The following is a 24,135-nucleotide window of genomic DNA, read 5'->3' as shown; positions in this document are numbered from 1 at the left end:
GTCAGCCCGCAGACGCGGCCGCCGCCGCGCCGTCTGTGTACGCGCGGCGGACCTCCGCGAAGAACGCGCGGTCGGTGAGGACATCCGCGGCGGTGAGGGCCATCGCCTTGGCCGCCGCGATCATCCGCTCCTGCCCGAGGTCGGAGATCGCCGCCTCCCGGAACTCGACCGTGTGGCCGCCGATCGCGTCGGTCGAGATCGAGACGTACGGGTGGATGGCCGGCAGCGCCTGGCTCACGTCCCCCATATCAGTCGAACCCATCCGTACGCGCTGGGGCGCGGGATCGATCGGAACGCCCAGCGACGCCAGGTGCTCGGCGAACCGCCCGGCCAGCGGTCCGTTGGAACGCATCGCTGCATACCCCTTCTGGGCTTCAGTCTCCAGCCGGGCACCGGTCGCCCTCGCCGCGCCCTCCGCGCAGGCGATCACCCTGCTCAGGCATTCGGATGCATAACCGTCGTCGGCTGCCCGTACCGAGAACGAGGCTTCCGCCCTGTCCGGGATGACGTTGGGCGCGGCGCCGCCGTAGGTGACGATGCCGTGGATGCGCGCGTCGTCGCGCAGTTGCTGGCGCAGCAGGCCGATCGACACGAAGAGTTGGATGAGGGCGTCCAGCGCGTTCACCCCCTCCTCCGGTGCCGCCGCGGCGTGCGACGCCCGCCCGTGGTAGGCGACCCGAAGGCGCCAGGAGGCGAGCGAAGGCCGCTCCGGCAACGTGTAGGATGCCGGATGGAACATCATCGCCGCATCGACGTCCGCGAAGACCCCGGCTTCCAGCAGGATCTTCTTGCCGCTACCCCCCTCCTCGGCCGGCGTCCCGATCACCAGCACGCGACCGGGCAGCTCGGCCGCGACGGCGGCGATCCCAATCCCTGCTCCCACACCCGCGGCGGCGATCAGGTTGTGGCCACAGGCATGCCCGATCTCGGGCAACGCGTCGTACTCGCACAAAAAGGCGACGGTCGGACCCGCACGGCGCTCGGGGAGTTCGGCCCGGAAGGCCGTCGGCAGGCCGCCCACCCCGCGCCGCACCGAGTAGCCATGCCGTTCCAGCAGCGCGCACAGCAGCGCCGCCGAGTTGTGCTCGGCGAACGCAACTTCGGGGTTGGCGTGCAGCGTGCGGGAGGTCTCGATCAGCTCGTCGCGTGCGGCGTCGATCGCAGCGACGACCCTCTGCCCCAGATCATCCATGGTCGGCCTCCTCGTGCACCCACAATCCGCATTCCGCGACGGCCCGACTCCGTCCTGCGGCGGATCTGGACGTGCGACGGGGTGAGCGTGCAAAATGAGTCCATGACCGCAGTCCTCGGCGTCCTGATCGCGCTGGCGGTGATGGCCGCGGCCCTGTACTTGATCTGGCAGATCGTGGGGCCGACCTGGCGTCGGGCGGTCGCGCAGACCGACGAGGAACTGTCCCGGCCGGTGCGCGACCCCGCGGCCGGCCTGGAAACGGACGTGACCGACCGCATGCCCCCGCCGCGGCTTTCGTGGAACTGGGCGGCCGCGCTGTTCGGCCCGTTCTGGTACCTGTACCAGGGGTTGTGGGCGCACTTCTGCGTGCTGGCCGCCACCGCGTTCCTCAGCGGAGGGTTGTTGCTGCCTTTCGTCTGGATTTACTGCGCGGTCAAGGCGAACGAGGACCTCTGGGAGTTCCGCAAGGCCCGCTGGAGCGCGTACTGACCGGCCGAAGCGGCAGCGGCCCAAACCCGCCGGACGACGGACGGAGCGCCGGGACACGGCGTTCCCGACGCTCCGCGCAGCCGTCCGACCCCTCGGCGCCGCAGGACCGCTCGTCGGCTACGCTACAGCCGGCTGGCGACTGAACCCCGCCCACAGGCCCCACAGCGCGATCACCAGGTGGATCACGTTGTACATCGCCGTGACCTCGATTCCGATTCCCACGAGCGTCGCGGGCGCCACGAACCCCAGCAACGCCACCAGCGCGTAGATCACCCCGAAGACCTGCGCGAAGCTGCGAGCCGCCGACACCGCCGAAAAGCCGATGTAGGCTCCGATGAGACCGGTGGCCAGGTGGATCACGTTGTGCACCAGGCTGGGTGCTGCGCCGAGCAGGGAAGCCAGAAGATCCGAAGCGATGAAGCCGAGCAGCCCTACCACGATGAGGACCACGCCGACGACCTGAGCGTACGTCTTGGCCATCTCACCCCTCCTCGTGCTTTTTTGCTCCGGCGCCCCGTCGGTGCCGGATCCTGCCCGCTCCGCCTCCGATCCTACGTGCAACCCCCATCAAGGTCAATGGATCCCCCCGTCACGCGTGGCCTTCCACCACCTCCACGAGGATGTCGGCCGCGAGGGCACACTGTTCGGCCGACACATCGAGATGCGTGACGGCCCGAATCGTGCGCGGGCCGATCGCGAAGACCAGCACCCCTCTGTCCTTCGCGCGGGCCACGACGGTGGGCGCGTCCGGGGCTTCGGGTGCGAGGCCGAAGACCACGATGTTCGTCTGGACGGCGGCCGCTTCCAGCAAGATGCGGGGACTCTGCGCGAGTCGCTCGGCGATCCCCCGTGCGTTTGCGTGGTCCTGGGCGAGCCGCTCGAGGTTGTGGTCCAGCGCGTACAGGCCGGCTGCGGCGAAGATCCCGACCTGGCGCATCGCGCCTCCCAGCATCCGGCGGCACCGCACGGCACGACCCATGAGGTCGCGCGGACCCGCCAGCAGCGACCCTCCCGGCGCGCCCAGCCCCTTCGACAGCGCCACCGAGACTAGGTCGAACGGGGCAGCGAGTTCGGCCGGGCTGCGTCCGGTGGCGACCGCCGCGTTCCACAGACGCGCGCCGTCCAAGTAGGTGGACACCCCGTGGCCCCTTGCCCCTGCGCAGATCCGCTCGGCCTCGTCCAGCGGGAAGATCACACCGCCCGCCCTGTTGTGCGTGTTCTCGACGGCCACCACGGTGGTGGGGGGGTAGGTGATGTGGTCGCGGGGCTTGCGGGCCGCCAGGAACTGCTCTGCGGTGAAGATGCCACGGTCGCCGACTTCGGTGAACTGAACCCCGGCGTTGGCCGCGCCGGCGCCGGTTTCGTGCCACACCAAGTGGCTCTCGCGGCTGGTGATGACGTCGTCCCCGGGTCGCGTGAGCACGCGCAGGGCGACCTGGTTGGCCATCGTCCCCGTCGGCAGCCACAGAGCGGCTTCCTTGCCCAAGGTGGCCGCCACGCGCTCCTGCAGCGCGTTCACCGTCGGGTCCTCCCCGAACTGGTCGTCCCCCACCGCCGCCGAAGCCATCGCCTCCCGCATCGGGCGCGACGGGCGCGTGACGGTGTCGGAGCGCAGATCGACGGGCAACAGAGCCTCCATCGCGGACCTCCTAACCGCAACGAGTCTGGTCGGCAACGCCTGGAAACGTTACAATCTCACGCTACCCTGACGGAACAACCGACGGCGCAGCACCTCGATCGGCGACCTTCGGTAGCGGCGGCGACCGTGATGCCCGTTCGACGACGCAGCCTCCCGTTTGCGGCCGCAGTGTTGGTAGCCTGCGCGGCCCTGCTCGGTCTGCCGTTCCCTTCGGAACGGGCCAAAGCCGCCCAGCCGCAGGAGCAGGTCGAGCGCGGTCGGACCGTCTTCCAGAACGCCTGCGCCCGGTGTCACGGCGGCCAGGGCGAGGGCGGAGAGGGGCCCAGGCTCATCGGACCCGGCAACGGGCTGGCGGGCTACCTGGATGCCCAGACCCTCTTCAACTTCGTGAGCACCAACATGCCGGTCGACGACCCGGGCTCCCTCAGCGCCGAGGACTACTGGGCGGTGCTGGCGTTCCTGCTCGACGCCAACGGGTTGCTGCCCCGGGGAGTCGTCCTCGGACCGCAGACCGCACCGGGCGTCCGCCTGCCCCCTTGACCGTGACCGCCCCGCGGTGAACTCGTAGCAGTGGGCCTGAAGTCGACGGCGGTCAAACCTCCGGGTAGAAGCGCCGCACCAGGCTCTCGCGCTCCCGCCAGCCCTGGCTGACCTTCACCCACAGGTCCAGGTAGACGCGCCCTCCGATGAGCGCCTCGATCTCCTGCCGGGCCAGCGTCCCGATCTCCCGGATCACGCGGCCACCTCCTCCGACCAGGATCTTCTTCTGGGAAGGCCTCTCGACGTGGAGCGTGGCACGGATGTACGTGATCCCCTGTTCGGGCCTGGGTCGGAACTCATCGAGTTCGACGGCGATCGCGTGCGGGATCTCCTCCCGCGTCAGCAGGATCGCCTTCTCGCGCACGACCTCCCTTACCAGGGCCTGCACGGGCTGGTCGGTGAGGTCGTCGTCTTCGAAGTACCGCGGCCCCGGGGGCAGACGCTCTACGATCGCCATCACCACCTCGTCCAGCCCTTCTGCGCGCAGCGCACTCGTCCGCACGACCTGCTCGGGCCGCACGGATTCGGCCAGCCACGACTCCCAGGTCTGGAGCGCGTGCGGCGTGGCAACATCCCGCTTATTCACGACCGCAACGGTCGGTCTGCCGGCAGAGGCCACCGCCTCGGCGGCGATTCGGCTTTCCTCTCCCGGGGAACGCGACCCGTCCACGACGAACAGCACCACGTCCACGTCGGCGAGGGCGGTGCGCGCCGCGCGCAGCATCCGCTCCCCGAGGGTGTGCCGGGGACGGTGCAGGCCGGGCGTGTCGACGAAGACGATCTGGGCGTGCGGAAGCGTCGCCACCCCCCGCAACGGCGAGCGTGTAGTCTGCGGCATGGGCGAGGTGATCGCGACCTTGGCCCCGACGAGCGCGTTCAGCAGGGTCGACTTCCCGCTGTTCGGAGGCCCCACCAACGCCGCGAACCCCGATCGGAACTCCGCCTGCGGCGTGGGTGCCTCTGCCACTTCCGCGCCCCACTCCGTCCGGTCACCGATCGCCATCCGGGCGTTCGAACGCATGCGGGAGCAGCTCTTCGAAACGGTACACGCGCGGCCGACCCGGCCGCGCGAGAATCACCAGAGGGGATCCGAACTCGCGTAGCACCTGGCGGCAGGCCCCGCAGGGTGGGAGTTCGCGCCGATCCGGGCCGACGATCGCGACCGCGACGATGCGGCGCCGGCCCTCCGACACGGCCTTGTGGACCGCGATGCGCTCGGCACACTGCGACAACCCGAACGAGCCGCACTCGACGTTGCAACCCGCATAGATCCTCCCGTCGGCGGTCAGCACCGCCGCACCGACGGGGAAGCGCGAATAGGGTGCGTAGGCACGACGCCGCGCCCCCCGGGCGGCGCGCACCAGCCGCGCCCGCACCGCGGGGTCGAGGGCTCCCTCGGCAGCCGGCCTCTGGCGGGTGGCCTTCAAGCTCTCGCCTCTTGGGCGGAGGCCATCTTGTGCACGCGCAGGCGCGCGATCCGCTGGCCGTCGAGTTCCTCTACGCGGATCCGCACGCCGTCGTAGGTGATCTCCTCACCGAGCTGGGGGACGTGTCCCACGCGGCTGTAGACGAACCCACCCAGCGTGTCGACCTCGTCGGCGGGCAGTTCGATGCGCAGGCGTTCGTTGACCTCGTCGAGTTGCATCCGGGCGTCGACGATCGCTGTGTGCTCGTCCACCATCACGAGCGGCTCGCGTTCCTCGACATCGTACTCGTCTCGGATCTCGCCCACGATCTCCTCCAGCACGTCCTCGATCGTCACCAGACCCGCGGTCCCGCCATACTCGTCGACGACGATCACGATGTGCGTGTTGTTCTGCCGCATCTCACGGAACAGCTCTCCGACCTTCTTCGTCTCGGGCACGTAGTACGCCCGCCGCATGACGTCCGCGGCCGTGACGTCGGTCCGCCCCTCCCGCAGATACCGGAACAAGTCCTTCACGTAGACCACGCCGACGATGTGATCGATCGTGTCCCGGTAAACGGGGATGCGCGAGTGCCCTTCCTCCATCGCGCGGTCCACGATCTCGAGCAGTCTGGCGTCGTGGGGAATGGCTTGGATGTCCACCCGGGGAACCATGATCTCCCGCGCCAGGGTCTCGCCGAGTTCAAAGATCGAGTGGATCATCTCCCGCTCGCCCTCTTCGAGCGCGCCGTTCGCCTCGCCGATGCGCACCATCAGACGGATGTGTTCTTCGGTGAGCGGGGCGCGCTCCCAGATCGCGTGCCCGGACGGCAGTCGCCCCAGCAGCGTGGTGACCGGCCACAGCACCACCTCGAACGCACGCAGCGGCACCGCGCACATCACCGCCAACGCATCCGGCGCACGCGCTGCAGCGGTCCGGGGGACGATCCTTGCCGCCAGCAACACGATCCCGGCCGCCGCGACGACCGCCACCACCTCGCCCCAACCCGAGCCCAGGCGTCGGATCGCCAGGCTGGCAGCCACCACCGCCAGACCTACCTCCGCGAGGAGTTGGCCGACCGTGAGCGTGCTCAGGATGCGGGAAGGGGTGTCGAGCAGCCGCAGAGCTACCGATGCCCGCAGGTGACCTTCGTCGGCCAGCTGCCGTAGCCGCTGCCGGTTGGCGCCGAACAGGGCAACCTCGGCGACGGAGAAGAACGCGGACAACGACACCAGGACGGCCGCAAGGAAGTACCGTCCCAGCTCACTACTTGAGTCGTCCACCGATTCGCTTCCTCCTCACAACAGCCGAGCGCAGGACATCCTTGATTTTATCATGTGTGCGCGGCCGATGCTCAACGGTCGCGGCTCTACGCCACGCGGCTCCGACCAGCCCGGCGACCACGGCCGCGGCCAGGACGAGGCCCCTCAGCCATGCGGTGTCCGTGACCCCGATACGCGACAGCACACCAGGCCCGAGCACAACGACGCCGACCGCGGCCGCCGCGCCGGCCGCCACTACGACCGCGCCCGCAGCGACGTCCTTGACGACCTTCCCGGGCGCCTGGGAGGCGTCCGATGCACTCGCCCTCGGGGCGGTCGCATCGGTCAGGACCTCGATGCTCGTGTTGAGCAGCTCGCTGGTGACCACCAGCGCGATCGCCAACAGCAGCAGCGCAACCTGGGTCGCATCCGCCTCCAACCACCACGCCATCGCCGCCACCGCCGCCCCGATGCCAAGTTGCAGCCGCAAGTTGCGTTGCGTCCTCAGCGCGTGGGCCAGCCCATCCCCGGCCGCACGGAACGCATCGGCCAGGCCGCGGTTCACCCGTGCCTCCCCGTGCGCGGTGCGCCTTCGCCCACGGAGGTCCTGCGCGCAGGGCGCAGCCGGCGCAGGATCTCTCCCTGCGCCTCCCACATCCGACGGCGCCCCGCTTCGGTGTCATCCTCAAACCCGAGCAGGTGCAGCGTCCCGTGGACGGCCAGCAGCGCGATCTCGTCGGCCAGCCGGTGGCCGGCCTGCGCCGCCTGCTCTGCGGCCCGGTCCAGCGAGATCACGACGTCGCCCAGCAGTCGCGGTCCCGGGCCCCTCCGGGCTTCGGCCTGCGGGAATGCCAGCACGTCGGTCGGTGTGTCCTTGCCGCGATAGCGGCGGTTCATGGCCCGAATCGTCGCGTCGTCGGTCAGCAGCACGCTCACCTCCACCGGCTCGCGCACGCCCGCGACCCCGAGCGCCGCCCGGACGGCATCGCGCACCGCTGCTGCTTCACCTGCTCTGCCTTTCCTGCGCCGGTTGCGAACCGCTACGACGCTGGGCGGCACGGCGGTGCGCCTCAAGGCTCACCTCCGGGTACTCGATGCGCGGATGGAACATGCTCGTCAGCATGCGTGTGAAGGTTTGCGCGATCCGGTCGAGGTCGCGAAAGGTCAGGTCGCATTCGTCCAGCTGACCGTCTTCGAGCCGCTCTCGGATGATCCGGCGCACGACCTCACGGATCCGGTCCGGCGTGGGGTTGGACAGCGATCGAACCGCGGCTTCCACCGCGTCGGCGAGCATGACGATCGCGGTCTCCTTGGACTGCGGCTTCGGTCCCTCGTAACGGTACGCTTCGGGCTCGACGCGCCCGTCGGCTCGCTCGGACGCACGGTGGTAGAAGTAGGTCATCAGACTGGTGCCGTGGTGTTCCGGGATGAAGTCGGCGATCGCCTTGGGGATGCGGTGCTGCCTCGCATACTCCAGGCCGTCGCGCACGTGGGCCGCGAGGGTGAGGGCGCTGAGGCTGGGCGACATTTTCTCGTGCGGGTTGGGGGCTCCCCCGATCTGGTTTTCGACGAAGAAAGCGGGACGTCGGAGTTTGCCGACGTCGTGGTAGTACGTACCCACGCGCGTCAGCAGCGCGTCCGCGCCGACCGCCTCCGCGGCCGCCTCGGCCAGGTTGGCCACCATCACGGTGTGGTGGTACGTCCCCGGAGCTTCCAGCTGCAGCCGGCGCAGCAGCGGGTGGCTGGGATTGCTGAGTTCGAGCAGCTTGATCGGTGTGACCAGCCCGAAGAGGTCCTCCAGGTACGGAAGCGCACCGATCGCCAGGATGCCGGCGAGCAGGCCGTTGAGCACACCCAGCCCCACGTCCATGGCCGTCTGGGCCGGCGTCGCCCCGACGATCAGGCTCACGCTGAGGATCACGCCGACGTTGGCCGCGGCCACCAGCAGCCCGGCGTACGCGAGGTCGGTGCGGTGCTGGACGCGGCGCATGCTGAACACGCCGACCAGCGCCCCCACGTAGGCGACGGCGGCCAGGCGCATGTCGTTCCCGCCGACCACACCCGTCAGGATCGCCAGCACGCCGCCGGTGAACGACGCCACGCGCGGATTGAGGAGGATCGTGATCAACATCGTGGCGGCTGCGGTGGGAACCAAAAACCCGGACAGCCGCGTCGCGATGATCCGCGTGGCCAGCACCATCACCAGCACGATGAGCGCCAGCAGGACCAGGCGCCGGTCGTTGCTCCAGATCTCCGGCTGGTACTTGCGCAGGTAGACGGCGGCGATCCCGACGACGAGGGCCATGAACAGGACCATCCCGGCGAGCATGTCCCACCGCATCGGGGAAGACGCCAGCCCCAACGCCTGCAGCTTGCGGATCTGCTCTGCGCTGACCACATCGCCGCGCCGGACGATGACCTCGTCGCGGAGGATGCGCTCGCGCACCGGCTCGACGGACGCCCGCGCCGCATCCCGGGCCTGGCGGGTCGCCGCCTCGTCGACGAGGAGGTTGGGCCGCAAAAAGCGGGCGACAGCGAACCGCGCCAGGGCGCTGCTCGGGCCCGCGGGCAGCTGGGCGTCGCGGAGCAAGTCGCGCGCCTGCGCCTGGGCGGCAGGGACCTCCTCCGGCCGCACCCCGCGGTCCAGCGTGCGGTGCAGAGCGGCCAGCGTCGCTTCCCGCACGGCGACGATCTCCTCGCGGCTAAGCGTCTGGGCGGCTGCCAGCGCCTCGTTCTGGAGGCCCAGACGGGCGAACCGTTGCCGGCGCTCTGCATCGCTGATCGACCGGTCCGCGCGCAGTGCCAGGATCGACTCGAAGAACTGCCGGACGGAACGTTCGGTCTGCGCCGTCACCGCGACGTCGAGCCTGTAGATGGGCCGGATCGCGCTCGCCGCCTCCTGTCGCAACGCCTCGGTCCGCTCCTGGTTGACATACTCCAGGGTGCGGGGAGCGGTCACGTCGTAGGGGCTGACCATGCCTTCGCGCAGGGTGACGCGCGGGGGCAGGTACTGCAGCGCGCCGACCGCTGCCAGCGCAAGCACGAGCGTCACGAAGATGAGCAGGCGTCGGGTGCGCCCTCGCAGAACCACGCTATATCCTCCACCCCTATCCGGTCGCAATCACCGGCCGAGGTGTCGACGGTCAGGGCTTTCGCGCGGGCGTGCAGAACTCCTGCCGTGCGGGTCGGCACCGTCGGGTCATGGGGATCGACACGGGCAGCACCTCACCGACGAGGTCACCCCTGCTTGCTTCCCAGACGCATCGTTCCACGGGTGCCCACGAAAAGATGTATGATGTCACCGCGGGCCGATCAACCGCCAGGTGTGGCCCCGGTGTACGGCGTGACACCCCGATGTCCCGAGCGTCGGAGGCAGAGCTGAGGAGGTGAGGCCAATGGGACGTACGCACTTCCTGCCCGCCGACCGCGTACACTATGCGTGGAACAACCGTCTGCCGCCGGCTCTGGAAGTGGACAGCGGCGACACCGTGGTCTTCGATCTGCGCGAGGTCACCGACAACCAGATCACCCCCGCCTCTACCGCCGACGATCTCACCCGGCTGGACTGGGGCCGCATCTACCCCCTCGGCGGTCCCGTGGCGGTCAAGGGTGCACAGCCCGGCGACGTCCTGGAGGTGGAGATCTTGGACTTGCACCCCAAGGGTTGGGGCTGGACCGGGATCATCCCCGGTTTCGGGCTGCTGGAAGACGAGTTCACCCGGCCCTACCTGCGCATCTGGGATCTGTCCGCCGGCGATCACACCACGCTGCAGGAGACCATCCGCATCCCGCTGGATCCCTTCTGTGGCACCATGGGCGTCGCTCCGGCCGAGCCGGGCGAGATCCCGGTGATGCCCCCGGGCCGCTTCGGCGGCAACATGGACATCCGTCACCTCACCCGCGGGGCGCGCCTGCTCCTGCCCGTGCAGGTGGAAGGAGGGCTGTTCTCCTGCGGGGACTGCCATGCCGCCCAGGGCGACGGTGAGGTCTGCGTCACCGGCATCGAGGCACCCATGCACGTGGCCCTGCGCCTGTGGGTGCACAAGGGTCGATCCCTTCCCGAGCCCCAGTTCATCACGCCCGGGCCGCTGACGCCGCGCTACGACCACAAGGGCTACTACGCCACCACCGGCATTGCCGCTGACCTGATGGAGGCCGCGCGCAAGGCAGTGCGCCACATGATCGGCTACCTGACGCAGACCTACCGCCTCACACCCGAGGACGCCTACGTTCTCTGCAGCGTGGCCGTGGACCTTAAGATCAGCGAGGTGGTGGACAAGCCCAACTGGATCGTCACGGCCTACGCGCCGCTGGCCATCTTCACCTGACCCGTGCACGGGTCGGAAGACCGCCGGGGCTCAGCGCAAGAGGGACTGGAACGCCTTCATCACCGCCCCGCGTTCGCGCGCGGTGCGGAGGACTACGATGATGGTGTCGTCTCCGGCGACCGTGCCCGCGACCCCCGGAAGCTGCGCTTCGTCGATCGCAACCGCCACCGCGTTGGCGCGACCGCTGAGGGTCTTCACGAGCAGCACGGCTTCCCCGGTGTCCAGGCCCGTGACGAACTCCTCGAAGGCGTCTTGTAGTTTCTCCTGGGCCTTCGGCGTCGGGCGGGGTTGCGACGGCGGGGCGGCGTAGCGGTAACGTCCGTCCCGGTCGCGGATCTTGACCAAGCCCAGACGCTTGATGTCGCGCGAAACCGTCGCCTGGGTCGCGTCGAACCCCCGGCGGCGCAGCGCCGCCACGAGGTCCTGCTGCCGCCCGACCGGGCGCCCGGCGACGATCTCGAGGATGGCGCGCTCGCGCCGCTCCCGGCTCACGTCTGCCCGAGCAACCTCCCTTCCTCATGCAGCCGGTAGATCGGGGGCGGCGTGCACGCGGACAACCACGCGCGTGCCGCGGCGAGTTCCCCTCGCAGCTGGACGACCTGCTCGGCGACGCGCTGCGGCGCAGGGCCGCCGTGCGCCAGCCGTGCGCGGACCGATCCTTCCGGGGAGAGAACGTCGTGGACGTCGGCTTCGATCTCGGCGGCGATCCCCTGCATGACCGGCAACGGCAGCTCCCACAGTTCGCAACCTCGCGACTCCGCCTCCCGGACGAGGGCCCCGACTCGCTCGTGCGCGGTCCGGAACGCAACGCCCTTGCGCACCAGGTAGTCGGCGAGGTCAGTGGCGGTCAGGAAGCCCCCGCGCAGCGCATCGCGCATGCGGTCCGTGCGGTAGACGACCCCGCGCGCGGTGACCGTCGCGGCCGCCAGAGCGCCCGACGCCGTGTCAAGCGCGTCGAACAGCAATTCTTTGTCTTCTTGCAGATCGCTGTTGTACGCGAGCGCCAGCCCCTTCAGCATCGCCAGCAGCGAAGCCAGATCGCCGATCACGCGGCCGGCCTTCCCTCGGATCAGTTCCGCCGCCTCGGGATTCTTCTTCTGAGGCATGAGGCTGCTGCCCTTGGCGACCGTGTCGTCCAGCGCCACGAAACCAAACTCGGGTGTGCTCCACAGGACGACCTCCTCCGCCCACCGCGACAGGTGCACCATCAGCAACGCGCAGGCGAAGATGGCTTCAGCCACGTAGTCGCGATCCGCGACCGCGTGCATGCTGTTGGCGAAGACCGCCGGAAGGCCGAGGAGCTGGGCCGTCCGATGGGGCTCGATCGGGTGCGGCGTCCCCGCCAGCGCACCCGCGCCCAGCGGCGAGGTCCCCGCGGCGGCGTGGACCGCCCGCAGGCGCCCAACGTCGGATGCGAGCGACCACGCGTGGGCCAGCAGGTGGTGGGCCAGACTGACCGGCTGTGCCCGCTGCAGGTGCGTGTAGCCCGGCATCCAGGTCTCGGTGTGCGCAACCGCCTGCCGCACCCAGACGTCGATGAGTTCGCAGGCCTGGGCGATGACCCGTTCGAGCGCGTCGCGCACGTACAGGCGCAGCGCGGTCGCGGTCTGGTCGTTGCGGCTGCGCGCGGTGTGCAGCCTTCCGGCTGCCGGGCCGATGCGCTCGTGCAGGACGCGCTCGATCCACGAGTGTACGTCCTCGTCGGGGCCTTCTGCGGCCAGCACGCCGGACTCCAGGTCTCGGAGCATCTCCGACAGGCCGCGCAGGATCGCCTCCGCGTCCGCACGGGGAATCGTGCCTGTCTCCGCGAGCATGCGCGCGTGCGCCAGGCTCCCGATCAGATCCCATCGGGCCAGGCGGCGGTCGAAGGGCAACGACCGCGTGAACCGGTCGATCGCGGAATCGAGGCGGCCTGCAAAGCGCCCGCCCCACATCTTCGGCGGCGGATCCGAACCCACCAGGGAAGTCGCCTACGACACGGGTTCTTTGATCTCCAGGTCCCTGATCTCCGGACGCGCCGAGGCCACCACGCGTATCGGCAGGCCCCACAGCCGGATGAATCCCGCTGCGTCCTTCTGATCGTAGACCGCATCCCGTTCGAACGTCGCGAGGTCGTGGCTGTACAGGGAGTGTGGCGAACGGCGGCTGACCGCGATGCAGCTGCCCTTGAACAGCCTCACCGTGACGGTGCCCGTCACCCACCGGTGCGATGCCTCGAAGAAGGCGTCGAACGCCGTGCGCAGCGGCGAGTACCACTGACCCGCGTAGACGAGTTGCGCGTACCGCGGCGAGATCGCGTCCTTGAAGTGGAACGTTTCGCGGTCGAGTGTGAGTGCTTCCAGATCGCGCAGCGCCGTCATCAGCACCGTTCCGGCGGGCGTCTCGTAGACGCCGCGGCTCTTCATGCCGACGAGCCGGTTCTCGACCATGTCGACGCGTCCGACGCCGTGGGCACCGGCCACCGCGTTGAGCGATGCGATGAGACTCGCCGGCGTCATCGCGATGCCGTCCACGGCCACCGGCAGTCCCGCCTCGAAAGCGATCTCCACGAACTGGGGCGCGTCCGGAGCGTCGCCCGGATCCACCGTCAGCTGGAACATGTCCGCCGGGGGGATCGCCGCGGGGTCCTCGAGGATGCCCCCTTCGTAGGACGTATGCCACAGGTTCTGGTCGACGCTGTAGGGCTTGTCCGGGCTGACCGGAACGGGGATCCCGTGGCGCTGCGCGTAGGCGACCTCGTCGGCGCGCGATCGGAGTTCCCACTCGCGCCAGGGCGCGACGATCTTCAGGTGGGGCGCCAGCGCCATGTAGGCGAGCTCGAACCGTACCTGGTCGTTGCCCTTGCCGGTGCAGCCGTGCGCGACCGCATCGCACCCGGTCTCCAGCGCCACCTGCACCTGGACCTTGGCGATCAGCGGCCGGGCAAGCGCCGTGCCCAGGAGGTAGCGGCCCTCGTAGATGGCCCCAGCCCGCAGGGCCGGGAACAGGTAGTCGCGCGCGAACGCCTCGCGGGCGTCCACGACGTAGCACGCAGAGGCCCCACTGTGGATCGCCTTCCTCCGCACACCGTCGAAGTCATCGCGTTGCCCGACGTCCACGACGACCGCGATCACCTCGCACCCGTAGTTTTCCCTCAGCCACGGGATCGCGACCGACGTATCGAGTCCGCCGGAGTACGCGAGAGCGACCTTGCGCACCGTGGTCACCATGGGCTCACATCACCTCCCGGCCACCAACACCTCTTCCAGAATTGCCAGCGCCCGATCGACCTCGGATGCGGTCACGATCAGCGGCGGTGCGAACCGCAGCGTGCGCGGCCGCACCGCGTTGGCGAGCAACCCCCGTCTCATGCACGCCTCGACGATCGGCCCGGCATCCACCCGCAGCTCGCAGGCGACGAGCAGGCCCATCCCCCGCACCCCTTCGATCGCCTCGTGTTCCCGCGCGAGCGCCCGCAGACCGTCTACCAGCCGCTGACCCATCGCGGCGGCGTTCGCCACGAGTCCTTCGGAGGCGATCGTCTCCAGCACCGCGCACACCGCGGCGCTGCTGAGCGCGTTGCCGCCGAACGTCGTCCCGTGGTCGCCGGGTTGGAAGTGCCCTGCGACCTCGTCGCGCGCCAGTACGGCGCCCACGGGCACGCCGCCGCCCAGCCCCTTGGCCAGCGTGACCACGTCCGGCCGGACCCCATAGTGCTGGAACGCGAACATCGCCCCCGTGCGCCCGACTCCGGTCTGCACCTCATCGAGGATCAGCAGCACGTTGCGGGCGCGACACAGTTCCGCCAGCGCGCGCAGGTAGTCGAGCTCGGCGGGCACCACCCCGCCCTCGCCCTGCACCGGCTCGACCAGCACAGCGCAGGTGGCGTCGCCGACCGCCTGCGCGGCGGCGTCCGCGTCGTTGTAGGCAACGAACCGGAAGCCCTGCGGCAGTGGCTCAAACCCCTGATGGTATCGCGGGTTGCCGGTGGCGGCCACCGTCGCGAGCGTGCGGCCGTGGAAGCTGTTGTGCGTCACGACGATCTCGAACGCACCGGGGCCCTTGTGGGACTTCGCCCACTTGCGGGCAAGCTTGATCGCGGCCTCGTTGGCCTCCGCGCCGCTGTTGCAGAAGAACGCGCGGTCCAGCCCGGACGCCTCCACGAGGAGTTTGGCCGCCCTGGCCTGTTCGGGGATGTGGTAGAGGTTGGAGACGTGCAGGTAGCGCTCGACCTGTTCGCACAGCGCCCGTACGAGCGCTGGGTGGGCGTGCCCCAGGCTGCTGACGGCAATCCCCCCGACGAAGTCCAGGTACGCCTTGCCGTCTAGATCCCACAGCCAAACGCCCTCGCCGCGTGCGAACGCCACCGGCGCACGGTGGTAGTTCGCGAACAGGTAGCGCTCGGTCCACTGCAGAACGGTCTGGCTGTCCACCGGCTACGCCTCCGACGCGGTGTGCCGGCCATCCGGCGACCGAATCATCGTGCCGACGCCGGTTTGCGTGAACAGTTCGACCAAAAGCCCGTGGGGGATGTCGGCGCTGATGATGTGGGCGCTGGGAACTCCCCCGTCGAGCGCCACCAGGCACGCCTCCACTTTGGGGATCATGCCACGCGACACGACGCCGCCGGTGACGAGCGTCCGGGCCGCGTCCGGGGTGAGCTCCGACAGCAGCTCGCGCCGGCCGTCCACCTCGCGGTAGATCCCTTCCACGTCGGTGAGGACGATCAGTTTATCGGCGCGCAGCGCCACGGCCAACGCCGCGGCGGCCACGTCGGCGTTCAGATTGTACCCGGTGCCGTCCGCATCCGCTCCGACGGACGCGATCACGGGCAGGAAACCGGCTCCGAGGAGCACCTCGACGACGCGCGGCTCGACGCCCGCGACCTCTCCCACGTATCCGAGATCCACGCCGGGCGCGTGGCGCCGGGCCCGCAGCAGTCCGGCGTCCTTGCCCGACAGACCCACCGCCTGCCCTCCGGCCTGCTGGAGCACCGTGACGATGTGCTTGTTCACGCGGCCGGCAAGCACCATCTCGACGACATCCATCGTCTCGGCGTCGGTCACGCGCAGCCCGTTCACGAATCGGGAGGGCTTGCCCAGGCGCTCGAGCATCCGGGTGATTTCCGGTCCGCCGCCGTGCACGAGCACCGGCCGAACTCCGGCGCGCTGGAGCAGCACGAGGTCTTCCGGCAGCGTCCCCAGACCCCCGGCATCCAGCACGCTGCCGCCGAACTTCACCACGACGGTCCGCCCCTTCCAGGCGGCAACGTACCGGAGGGCGGCCGCCAGCGGGGCACCGATCGTGTGGGAAGAAAGCGTCAAGATGTTCATCGACGCGCTAGGTGATGTAGCTCCCGTTGATCCTCACGTACTCCTCGCCCAGGTCGCAGGTCCACACCGCAGCCGCCCCATCGCCGATGCCGAGGCTCACCCTGATCTCGACCTCCGGCCCGCGCAGAGCCGCAGTCGCCGCATCGAAGACGCCGGAGACGCCGATGCCACCGCGCACCACCTGCACCTCCCCAAACCAGATATCCGTCCGCGCTTCCTCGACCTCAACGCCCGCATACCCGACGGCAGCCAGCACCCGGCCCCAGTTCGGTTCGCCCCCGTGCAGCATCGTCTTCACGAGCAGCGAGGTGGCCACCGCGTACGCCGCGCGCTTGGCCTGGGCGGCGTCGCGGGCACCCTCGATTCGGATCCGGGCGATCTTCGTGGCCCCCTCACCGTCGCGCACGACCATCTTCGCCAGGTGCTCGGCGACCGCGGTCAGCGCGGCGACGAAGCGGTCCAACGCCTCGCCTTCGTGGATGGGCTGCGCGCCCGCCTGGGCATTGGCCAGGACCAGCACCGTGTCGTTCGTACTCGTGTCCCCGTCGACGGTGATCGCGTTGAACGACGCGTCGACCGCACGCCGCAGCGCCTGCTGCAGCACCGGCGCGGGAACGGTGGCGTCGGTCGTGAGCACGCACAGCGTCGTCGCCAGGTTCGGGTGGATCATGCCGGCCCCCTTCGCCATTCCCCCGACGTGAATCCGTCGTCCGCCCAGGTGAACCACCGCGGCCGCCGTCTTGCGGAACGCGTCGGTGGTGAGGATCGCCTCCGCGGCGGTTTCCCCCGACTCCGACAACTCCCCAGCGGCGACAGGGATCCCAGCGCGGATCGCCGCCATCGGCAACGGCACCCCGATCACGCCCGTCGAGGCCACGAGCACGTGACCGGCCGGCAGTCCCAGCACCTGGCCGGTGACCTCGGCCATCTCGCAGGTGTCGCGCCAGCCCTGCTCGCCGGTGCAGGCGTTCGCGTTGCCGCTGTTGATCACGACCGCCTGCGCCACCCCACCGGCGACGACCTGCTGGCACCAGCGGACGGGGGCTGCTCGGACACGGTTCGTGGTGAACATACCCGCCACGGTCGCGGGCACCTGCGAGACGAGCAACGCCAGGTCGCGCCTGTGCTGCTTGATCCCGCAGTGTACCCCGGCAGCCAAGAAGCCCCGCGGCGTCGTCGCGTCGCCGTCGATCAGCTCCACACCCGTCCGTTCAGCGATCACCCCGCACCTCGAAGACACACGATGGGCAACGGATGGCCGGTCTTCGGACCACGCCCGCTAGGGAAAGACCGCCGCCGCCCACAGCCCCTCTTCCTCCGGGAGGCCGCACATCAGGTTCATGCTCTGGATCGCCTGTCCGGCGGCGCCTTTGCCGAGGTTGTCCAGCGCGGCGATCGCCACCGCCACGCGCCGCTCGGCGTCCACGCGCACCGCAACGTCGCAGAAGTTCGACCCATACGTGGCCTTCGTCTGCGGGAGCTCGTCGGTCAGTACCCGCACGAAGGGTTCGGCGTCGTATGCCTCGCGGTACAGCGCAACCGCCTCGGCCGGCGCCAGGGGCTTAGCGAGCGTCACGTAGCAGTTCGCCAGGATGCCGCGCGTCATCGGGATCAGGTGGGGTGCGAAGAACACGCGCAACGGACAGCCCAGCGCCGACAGCGCCTGCTCCATCTCCGGGACGTGCCGGTGCGTCCCGACGTTGTACGGACGCACGTTCTCATTCACCTCGCCGAAGTGGGTGCCGGCCGCCGGCGCCCGCCCCGCCCCCGACACCCCGGACTTGGCATCCACGACCACGGCACCGGAAACACATCCAGCCTGCGCGAGCGGTGCGATGGCCAGCACAGCGGCAGTGGGGTAGCAACCAGGGCTGGCAACCAGTTGCGCCGAACGGATCGACGAACGCCAGAACTCGGGCAGGCCGTAGACCGCCTGCCCCAGCATCTGGGCCGCACGGTGCTCGAACCCGTACCAACGCACGTACGCCTCCGGGTCCCGAAGCCGAAAGCCCGCCCCCAAGTCCACGACCCGGGCGCCGGCCCGCAGGATCTCGGGCGCCGCCTCGATCGCGACCTCGTGGGGCAGCGCGAGGAAGACCACCTCGGAGTCCGCACCGATCCGGTGCCAGTCCGCGCCCTCCAGCGTGTGGCGCACGACCCCGCGGAGGTTCGGGAAGACCGCTTCGATCGACCGACCCTGTTGCTGGGCCGCCGCCAGGTGGCGGATCTGCACCCGCGGGTGGCGGCTCAACCACCGGACCACCTCGCCCCCCGTGTAGCCGGACGCGCCGGCGACGCTGACGCGAATCATAAGCATGAATATACACACGGCTGCATGAACTTGCAACCCCCGGAAACGGGAGGGGTCCGCGCGGCGAGCCCCGAAGGCTGTGGCGATGCCTACCGCAGACGCCGTCGTGATCGGCGCCGGCGTGATCGGCGCCAGCGTCGCCTATCACCTGGCTGCCCGGGGCTTGCGCACGGTCGTCGTCGAGCGCGCGCCGGGACCGGGTATGGGCAGCACGGCGTGCGCCACCGGGGGTTTCCGTGCGCAGTTCACGACGGAGGTGAACGTCCGGCTGTCGCTGCTCTCGCGCGCCAAACTGCTGGCGTTTCGTGAAGAGACCGGCGTCGATCCCGGCTACCGCCCGTGTGGATACCTGTTCATCGCGACGTCGCCGGACCAGATGGAGCTGCTCAGGGCCGCCGTCGACGTGCAGCGGCGCGCAGGGCTGCGCGAGGTTGCGGAGGTCTGCCCCGAGGAGATCGCCCGAATCCATCCGGCCGTGAAGTTGGATCGGGTTACGGGCGGGACGTTCTGTCCCACCGACGGCTTCACAAAGCCGACCGAGATCTTGCGGGGCTACCTCGAAGCCGCCCGGCGACTCGGTGTGGAGTTTGTGTACGGGGCGGACGCCCGGTGCGTGGTCACCGACGGGCGCATCGCGGGCGTCCGGACGGACAGGACGACGATCGCCACCGCGTGCGTCGTCAACGCTGCCGGTCCGTGGGCGGGTAAGGTCGCCCGGCAGGCGGGCGTGGCAATTCCGGTCCACCCGGTGCGCCGCCAGGTGGCGGTCACGCACCCCTTCGGGGGGCTCCCGGAACACATGCCGATGACGATCTTCGTCGAGGACGGCTTCCACCTCCGCGTGCGCGACGGCCGCGTGCTCCTGCTGTGGCCTGCGGATCTGCCGTCGGACGACCCGTTCGACACGACCTTCGACGAGCGGTGGCTGGACGGCGTGATGGTACGCGCCCGCACGCGCCTGCTTTGCCTGGCCGAAGCCGAGATCGACCTGGAACGGTGCTGGGCCGGTCTGTACGAGATGTCCCCGGACCGCCACGTCATCCTGGGGCAGGCACCGGGCCTGGCGGGTCTGTACCTGGTGAACGGGTCGTCGGGGCATGGGGTGATGCACGCGCCCGCGCTCGGCCAGCTCGTCGCCGAGGTGGTCACCGACGGCGAGGCAACATCCCTGGACATCCGACCGCTGCGGGCGACGCGGTTCGCCGAGGGCGATCTCAACCCGGAAAGCGGTGTCCTGTGACGCGGGAGGGACTGGCGGCGTGGAACCACCCTGGTGGCGCAACACACGGGGCGAGTGGTGGGTCATCGGTCAGGGGATCGTCATCCTGCTGATCGCACTGGCCCCACCTGCTTGGCGCTGGCCGGGCGAAGGGTCGGCGGCTAGGATCGCCGTCGGCGCGGCCCTGATGGCCGGGGGCCTGGGGTTGGCCGTGCTCGCGGCTGGTCAGCTGGGAGTCGGTCTGACGCCGCTGCCGCGCCCGAGGCCCCAGGCGCGGCTGATCCGCACCGGTGTGTACGCACACTCCCGCCACCCGATCTACGGCGGCCTGATCGTCGCGGCGTTCGGGTGGGCCGTGGTGCGCAACAGCGGGTTGCACCTGCTGCTCGCCGCCGTACTCACGGTCTACTTCTACCTGAAGTCGGAGCGAGAGGAGCAGTTCCTGGTGCAACGCTTTCCGGAGTACACGGAGTACCGGTCGCAGACGAAACGCTTCCTGCCGTGGCTGTTCTGACGGTGGTGCGGTGCGGTTATCCCAAGCCGTAGGTGCCGGGGAACCGGCGGGCCAGCAGGTCGACCAGCACGGCGGCCGGCAGCCCGACCACGTTGTGGTAGTCCCCCTCTATGCGCCGGACCAGAGCGGCACCGCGGCCCTGGATCGCATAGGCCCCGGCACGATCGCGCCACTCGCCAGTGGCGACGTACCCCGCGATCTCGCGCGGAGACAGTGCCCGGAAGGTCACGCGCGTCACGTCGTGGTGGACCTCCTCCCAGGTGTCGGTCAGCAGGCACAGGCCCGAGACGACCTCGTGCGTCTTGCCCGCCAGCGCCACCAGCATGTCGGATGCTTCCCTGGCGTCGCTGGCCTTGCCGTAGATCCGCCCGTCGAGGACCACGGTCGTGTCCACACCCAGGACCGGCCGCCCCTCCGCCTGGGCGATCACCGAACGGGCCTTGCCGCGCGCGTGCTCCCGTACGAGCGAGACGGGATCCAGCCCCGGCGGGTCGTGCTCTTCGTAGCGTGGAGACACCACCACGAACGGCACGCCCAACCGCGCGAGGATCTCCCTCCGCTGCGGCGAGACGGACGCGAGGACGATGGGCGCCACGGATCGTACCTGCCCTCCTGCCATCCCCGACACCTACAGGATCCGCTTGCCCAGGGCGGATGCGATCAGTTCCGTCGCCAGCCGGGCCGTTCGGTTCTCTGTGTCCATCACGGGGTTGACCTCGACCGCCTCCAGGGAGGCCAGCGCTCCGGACTCCGCGACGATCTCCATCGCCAGGTGCGCCTCCCGGTACGAGAGCCCGCCCACCGCGGGTGTGGCGACCCCGGGCGCGTGCATCGGATCCACGACGTCGAGATCCACGCTGAGGTGCAGCGGCGCCGAAAAGCCACGGGTGACGATGCGCAGCGCCTCCCGCATCACCTCGGCCACGCCGCGCTCGTCCACGTCCCGCATGGTGAACACCGCCACGCCGGCTTCCCGCAGCGCCGTTCGCTCGGGCGGATCGAGGTCGCGAACACCCACCAGGGCGGTGCGCGCGGCGTCGACCTTGGGCCCAAAACCGCCCACCGATCCCAACGCGGGGTCACCCCTGCCCACCAGCGCTGCGAGGACCATGCCGTGGACATTGCCCGTCGGCGACGTCTCGGGCGTGTTGAAGTCGCCGTGCGCGTCCAGCCACAACAGTCCGACCTCCGGACGGTGGCGCGCGACGGCCGCCATCGTGCCCAGGCTCAGGCTGTGGTCGCCGCCCAGGATCACCGGGACCGCGCCCCGCCCGAGCAGCGCCGCAACCTCGCGGTCAACCTCCTCGCACACCGCCACGATCGCGTCTGCGTAGCGGACGCGCGACGCGCTCTCCGCCAGCCTCTCGACGACCGGGAAACTGACGTTGCCGTAATCGACGACCTCGTGGCCGATGGATCGCAGGACGCTGCGGAGGCGTGCGTAGCGGATCGCGCTGGGACCCATGTCCGTTCCGCGCCGATCCGACCCCAGGTCGAGCGGCACGCCGAGAATCCCGATCCGTGCCATGCCGGCTAGTCCCTCTCGACCCAGCCCCGGTCTTCCGACCACACCCAGCGCCGCCCCGCACCGGTGAGCGACGACTCGCCTCGCGGCGGTGACGGCGGCGATGCGGGTGCCCGCGACGTCTGCACCTCGCGGCGCCTGAGGATCTGAGCGACCGCGACGAGGACGGCCACCGCGATGCCCGCCAAGTCGGCCAACGGGTGGTGGAAGATCAGAATGACCGCGGCCCCCACCAGGAGGATGCGCTCGACGATGTGCGCGTGCCAGAAGAAGTAGCCGCTCACCCCCGCGGCCAGGATCACGATCCCGAGGATCGCCGTCGCCACAGCCTGCAGCTGCTCATGGAGCGTCCCCGACATCAGGAGGATCTGGGGGGAGTAGATGAAGGTGAACGGCACGACGATCGCCGCCAGCGCGTGCCGCGTCGCCTCCAGGCTGACGGGGAAGGGTGGCGTGCGCGCGATGCCGGCCGCTGCGTAGGCGGCGAGCGCATCCGGCGGCGTGAGATCGGCGATCACACCGTAATAGAAGATGAACATGTGCGCCGCGATCTTCGTGACCGTCACACCCGGGAAGATCTCGGGTCCGGTCGCCGGCAACAACTGCTCGACCGCCGGCACGGCCAGCGCCGCAAGGATGATGTACGTGGCGGTCGTCGGGATGCCCGAGCCGACGATCGTACAAGCGATCATCACGAACACCAGCGTCAAGAACAGGTTCTGCTGGCCGAGCGTCACGGTCAGCGCCACGAAAGCGTTGCCGATACCAGTGAGGGTGACGATGCCGATGATGATGCCGACGACCGCGCAGGCCATCGCCACGCCGAGGGCGTTGCGTGCACCGTACTCCAGCGTCTGCCAGATGTCGGTCACGTAGCGGTGATGTACCGGGTAGGCCATGAACGCGACGAACCCCACCAGCGCGAGGGCCACCGCGACGTGGCCTGGCGGCAGGACCGACCCGACGCCCCGGGTGTACAGGTACCACAGCGCCACGGTGCCGACGACGAGCACCGCCGCCCCAAAGACGCCCACCAGACCCCGCGATCGCGATTCCTGGTCGGTCGCTTCCAGCAGGCACGTGACGAGGTGCACGTAGGCCGCCAGCACGATGGCCAAAAACGACGCCCGCATGGGCGAGAACCCCTGCAGCAGGTAGCCGACCATCACGGCCAGCGGGACCGCCAGATACCACTTGCGGGCGATCGTCCGCCAGACGTTGGGGAGTTCGTCCCGCCGCAGCCCACGCAGGTCGAGCCGGCGGGCCTCGAAATGGATCATGAAGAACAGCGATACGAAGTACAGCAGGGCAGGGACGATTGCGGCCTGGATGATCGTCAGGTACGGCACCCCGACGAACTCGGCCATGATGAACGCCGCCGCACCCATCACGGGGGGCATGATCTGCCCGCCCACCGACGTCGCCGCCTCCGCGGCCGCGGCGAACCGAGGGTGGTAGCCCAACCGCTTCATCAGAGGGATGTTGAAGACCCCGTCGGCCACGACGTTGGCCACCGAGGACCCCGACACCGTGCCCAGCAGCGCGCTGCTGAACACCGACACCTTGGCCGGCCCCCCGTGCATCCAGCCCGCGATCCCCATGGCCACCTCGACGAACATCTGGCCCAGCCCCGTGCGCTCCAGGAAGGCTCCCAGCAGGACGAACATGAACACGAACGTCGCCGACACTCCGATCGGAATGCTGAACACGCCCTCGGTCGTGTACCACATGTGTTCGATCACACGGTCCAGCGGGAACCGACGGACGGCGAACGCCCCGGGGATGTACTCCCCGATGAAGGGGTAGACGAGCAGCGCCGCAGCGATGAACGGGAGCACCCCCATGACTCGCCGCCCTCCTTCCAGCACCAGAAGGATGCCGAGGGCCCCGACGAGCAGGTCGTTGCGGGTGAGCTGGCCCGCAGACAGCATCAGACGGTCGTGGTGGTACAGCAGGTAGCCGACCGCAAACACACCGGCCGCGGCGAATGCCACGTCGACCGGGCCGAAGAACCGCTGGGCTGCATACCTGCGACGAAGCGGATACAGCAGGAACACGAGGGTGAAGGCGAACGCGACGTGCACCGCCCGCTGTTTGAGCGCCAGCAGCGTGCCCCAGCCCGCCGTGTAGACGTGGAAGACCGACATCGCCACAGCGACGACCCCCACCGCCGCTGCAAACGGGCCCACCAGGCGCCTGTACCCGAACTCCGGGTCGGCCTCGATGAGGAGCCTCTCCACCTCCTCCGTCGTCTCGGGTTGCGGGACCCCGGAGCGTCGGATGTGCTCGGCCACGGGCACCTCCCATACCACGGACTTCGGGGAACCGGCCGGGAGCGGTCCGGCCTGCGTGATGGTTCGCGCTGCCCCCCTCGGTTCCTCCACGGTCCGGCAGGGAG

At 69.8% G+C, this 24,135-nt stretch carries 24 protein-coding genes; 5 read left to right on the top strand and 19 right to left on the bottom strand.

Annotated features, from left to right (window positions below; genetic code table 11):
* Window position 1: 1 nt before the first annotated feature.
* Window positions 2-1,192, bottom strand: coding sequence for a M20 family metallopeptidase (locus QN163_06735; GenBank protein ID MDR5683704.1), 1,191 nt, complete (start codon window positions 1,190-1,192; stop codon window positions 2-4).
* An 81-nt stretch (window positions 1,193-1,273) separates the two neighbouring features.
* Between QN163_06735 and QN163_06730 the strand changes: the two genes are divergently transcribed.
* On the top strand, window positions 1,274-1,681 hold the full coding sequence (locus QN163_06730; GenBank protein ID MDR5683703.1) for a DUF2628 domain-containing protein: 408 nt from the start codon (window positions 1,274-1,276) through the stop codon (window positions 1,679-1,681).
* Window positions 1,682-1,798: 117 nt separating this feature from the next.
* Here QN163_06730 and QN163_06725 read toward each other — a convergent pair whose 3' ends face one another.
* Window positions 1,799-2,161: a DUF4383 domain-containing protein gene (locus QN163_06725; protein MDR5683702.1), complete on the bottom strand. Its 363-nt coding sequence runs from the start codon at window positions 2,159-2,161 to the stop codon at window positions 1,799-1,801.
* Window positions 2,162-2,270: 109 nt separating this feature from the next.
* On the bottom strand, window positions 2,271-3,320 hold the full coding sequence (locus QN163_06720) for a GntG family PLP-dependent aldolase (GenBank protein MDR5683701.1): 1,050 nt from the start codon (window positions 3,318-3,320) through the stop codon (window positions 2,271-2,273).
* 129 nt (window positions 3,321-3,449) lie between these two features.
* On the opposite strand from QN163_06720, the gene QN163_06715 reads away from it, so the two are divergent.
* Window positions 3,450-3,860 carry a cytochrome c gene (locus tag QN163_06715; GenBank protein ID MDR5683700.1) on the top strand — a complete coding sequence of 137 codons (411 nt, stop codon included), beginning with the start codon at window positions 3,450-3,452 and terminating at the stop codon, window positions 3,858-3,860.
* Window positions 3,861-3,912: 52 nt separating this feature from the next.
* Here the strand turns inward: QN163_06715 and era are convergent, their stop codons facing one another.
* From era to QN163_06685, 6 genes are read right to left on the bottom strand one after another with little or no spacing between them, the layout of a single operon-like run.
* Entirely contained in the window at window positions 3,913-4,863 is a 951-nt protein-coding gene (era, locus tag QN163_06710; GenBank protein MDR5683699.1) for a GTPase Era, read from the bottom strand.
* Window positions 4,850-5,287 carry a cytidine deaminase gene (locus QN163_06705; GenBank protein MDR5683698.1) on the bottom strand — a complete coding sequence of 146 codons (438 nt, stop codon included), beginning with the start codon at window positions 5,285-5,287 and terminating at the stop codon, window positions 4,850-4,852. The genes era and QN163_06705 overlap by 14 nt, the downstream gene beginning before the upstream one ends.
* The gene (locus tag QN163_06700; protein MDR5683697.1) at window positions 5,284-6,549 is read right to left on the bottom strand and encodes a hemolysin family protein; all 1,266 of its coding nucleotides are present in this window, start codon (window positions 6,547-6,549) and stop codon (window positions 5,284-5,286) included. The genes QN163_06705 and QN163_06700 overlap by 4 nt, the downstream gene beginning before the upstream one ends.
* Window positions 6,533-7,093 carry a diacylglycerol kinase gene (locus tag QN163_06695; protein ID MDR5683696.1) on the bottom strand — a complete coding sequence of 187 codons (561 nt, stop codon included), beginning with the start codon at window positions 7,091-7,093 and terminating at the stop codon, window positions 6,533-6,535. The genes QN163_06700 and QN163_06695 overlap by 17 nt, the downstream gene beginning before the upstream one ends.
* Window positions 7,090-7,521 (bottom strand): rRNA maturation RNase YbeY, encoded by a 432-nt coding sequence (ybeY, locus tag QN163_06690; GenBank protein ID MDR5683695.1) that lies wholly within the window; start codon window positions 7,519-7,521, stop codon window positions 7,090-7,092. The genes QN163_06695 and ybeY overlap by 4 nt, the downstream gene beginning before the upstream one ends.
* A 10-nt stretch (window positions 7,522-7,531) precedes the next feature.
* Entirely contained in the window at window positions 7,532-9,619 is a 2,088-nt protein-coding gene (locus QN163_06685) for an HDIG domain-containing protein (GenBank protein ID MDR5683694.1), read from the bottom strand.
* 304 nt (window positions 9,620-9,923) lie between these two features.
* Here QN163_06685 and QN163_06680 point away from each other — a divergent pair, with 304 nt between their 5' ends.
* Complete coding sequence (locus QN163_06680; GenBank protein MDR5683693.1) at window positions 9,924-10,856, top strand: acetamidase/formamidase family protein; 933 nt, start codon at window positions 9,924-9,926, stop codon at window positions 10,854-10,856.
* A gap of 30 nt (window positions 10,857-10,886) precedes the next feature.
* Here QN163_06680 and QN163_06675 read toward each other — a convergent pair whose 3' ends face one another.
* From QN163_06675 to argC, 7 genes are read right to left on the bottom strand one after another with little or no spacing between them, the layout of a single operon-like run.
* Entirely contained in the window at window positions 10,887-11,348 is a 462-nt protein-coding gene (locus QN163_06675) for an arginine repressor (GenBank protein MDR5683692.1), read from the bottom strand.
* Window positions 11,345-12,814 (bottom strand): argininosuccinate lyase, encoded by a 1,470-nt coding sequence (gene argH, locus QN163_06670; GenBank protein ID MDR5683691.1) that lies wholly within the window; start codon window positions 12,812-12,814, stop codon window positions 11,345-11,347. Before argH ends, QN163_06675 begins: the two co-directional genes overlap by 4 nt.
* A gap of 12 nt (window positions 12,815-12,826) precedes the next feature.
* Window positions 12,827-14,065, bottom strand: a complete 1,239-nt coding sequence (locus QN163_06665) for an argininosuccinate synthase (protein MDR5683690.1) — start codon at window positions 14,063-14,065, stop codon at window positions 12,827-12,829.
* A gap of 9 nt (window positions 14,066-14,074) precedes the next feature.
* Window positions 14,075-15,268 (bottom strand): acetylornithine transaminase, encoded by a 1,194-nt coding sequence (locus QN163_06660; GenBank protein MDR5683689.1) that lies wholly within the window; start codon window positions 15,266-15,268, stop codon window positions 14,075-14,077.
* Between the two features lie 3 nt (window positions 15,269-15,271).
* On the bottom strand, window positions 15,272-16,168 hold the full coding sequence (gene argB / locus QN163_06655; GenBank protein ID MDR5683688.1) for an acetylglutamate kinase: 897 nt from the start codon (window positions 16,166-16,168) through the stop codon (window positions 15,272-15,274).
* 7 nt (window positions 16,169-16,175) lie between these two features.
* Window positions 16,176-17,390 (bottom strand): bifunctional glutamate N-acetyltransferase/amino-acid acetyltransferase ArgJ, encoded by a 1,215-nt coding sequence (argJ, locus tag QN163_06650; protein ID MDR5683687.1) that lies wholly within the window; start codon window positions 17,388-17,390, stop codon window positions 16,176-16,178.
* A gap of 57 nt (window positions 17,391-17,447) precedes the next feature.
* Complete coding sequence (argC, locus tag QN163_06645) at window positions 17,448-18,479, bottom strand: N-acetyl-gamma-glutamyl-phosphate reductase (GenBank protein MDR5683686.1); 1,032 nt, start codon at window positions 18,477-18,479, stop codon at window positions 17,448-17,450.
* 85 nt (window positions 18,480-18,564) lie between these two features.
* Here argC and QN163_06640 point away from each other — a divergent pair, with 85 nt between their 5' ends.
* Window positions 18,565-19,719 carry an FAD-dependent oxidoreductase gene (locus QN163_06640; protein ID MDR5683685.1) on the top strand — a complete coding sequence of 385 codons (1,155 nt, stop codon included), beginning with the start codon at window positions 18,565-18,567 and terminating at the stop codon, window positions 19,717-19,719.
* 19 nt (window positions 19,720-19,738) lie between these two features.
* Window positions 19,739-20,212 (top strand): isoprenylcysteine carboxylmethyltransferase family protein, encoded by a 474-nt coding sequence (locus QN163_06635; protein MDR5683684.1) that lies wholly within the window; start codon window positions 19,739-19,741, stop codon window positions 20,210-20,212.
* Between the two features lie 16 nt (window positions 20,213-20,228).
* On the opposite strand, the gene QN163_06630 is transcribed toward QN163_06635, so the two are convergent.
* The 3 genes from QN163_06630 to QN163_06620 are packed head-to-tail and all read right to left on the bottom strand — an operon-like array spanning window position 20,229 to window position 24,031.
* Complete coding sequence (locus QN163_06630; protein MDR5683683.1) at window positions 20,229-20,807, bottom strand: nucleoside triphosphate pyrophosphatase; 579 nt, start codon at window positions 20,805-20,807, stop codon at window positions 20,229-20,231.
* 33 nt (window positions 20,808-20,840) lie between these two features.
* Window positions 20,841-21,740 (bottom strand): arginase, encoded by a 900-nt coding sequence (gene rocF / locus QN163_06625; protein MDR5683682.1) that lies wholly within the window; start codon window positions 21,738-21,740, stop codon window positions 20,841-20,843.
* 5 nt (window positions 21,741-21,745) lie between these two features.
* A complete protein-coding gene (locus QN163_06620) occupies window positions 21,746-24,031 on the bottom strand; it encodes a TRAP transporter fused permease subunit (GenBank protein MDR5683681.1) in 2,286 nt (761 codons plus the stop codon).
* Window positions 24,032-24,135 lie beyond the last annotated feature (104 nt).

The organism is Armatimonadota bacterium, assembly GCA_031432545.1.
GTDB lineage: Bacteria > Sysuimicrobiota > Sysuimicrobiia > Sysuimicrobiales > Sysuimicrobiaceae > Caldifonticola > Caldifonticola tengchongensis.
The sequence above is the reverse complement of the archived record's forward strand: the minus strand, read 5'-3'. Positions and strand labels throughout refer to the sequence as shown.

Excerpts from the sequence above, each read along its gene's own strand:
- QN163_06720 (MDR5683701.1), bottom strand. The coding sequence starts at position 3,320 with ATGGAGGCTCTGTTGCCCGTCGATCTGCGCTCCGACACCGTCACGCGC.
- argC (MDR5683686.1), bottom strand. The coding sequence starts at position 18,479 with ATGATTCGCGTCAGCGTCGCCGGCGCGTCCGGCTACACGGGGGGCGAG.
- argB (MDR5683688.1), bottom strand. The coding sequence starts at position 16,168 with ATGAACATCTTGACGCTTTCTTCCCACACGATCGGTGCCCCGCTGGCG.
- QN163_06715 (MDR5683700.1), top strand. The coding sequence starts at position 3,450 with ATGCCCGTTCGACGACGCAGCCTCCCGTTTGCGGCCGCAGTGTTGGTA.
- QN163_06640 (MDR5683685.1), top strand. The coding sequence starts at position 18,565 with ATGCCTACCGCAGACGCCGTCGTGATCGGCGCCGGCGTGATCGGCGCC.
- era (MDR5683699.1), bottom strand. The coding sequence starts at position 4,863 with ATGGCGATCGGTGACCGGACGGAGTGGGGCGCGGAAGTGGCAGAGGCA.
- QN163_06680 (MDR5683693.1), top strand. The coding sequence starts at position 9,924 with ATGGGACGTACGCACTTCCTGCCCGCCGACCGCGTACACTATGCGTGG.
- rocF (MDR5683682.1), bottom strand. The coding sequence starts at position 21,740 with ATGGCACGGATCGGGATTCTCGGCGTGCCGCTCGACCTGGGGTCGGAT.
- QN163_06665 (MDR5683690.1), bottom strand. The coding sequence starts at position 14,065 with ATGGTGACCACGGTGCGCAAGGTCGCTCTCGCGTACTCCGGCGGACTC.
- QN163_06725 (MDR5683702.1), bottom strand. The coding sequence starts at position 2,161 with ATGGCCAAGACGTACGCTCAGGTCGTCGGCGTGGTCCTCATCGTGGTA.
- QN163_06735 (MDR5683704.1), bottom strand. The coding sequence starts at position 1,192 with ATGGATGATCTGGGGCAGAGGGTCGTCGCTGCGATCGACGCCGCACGC.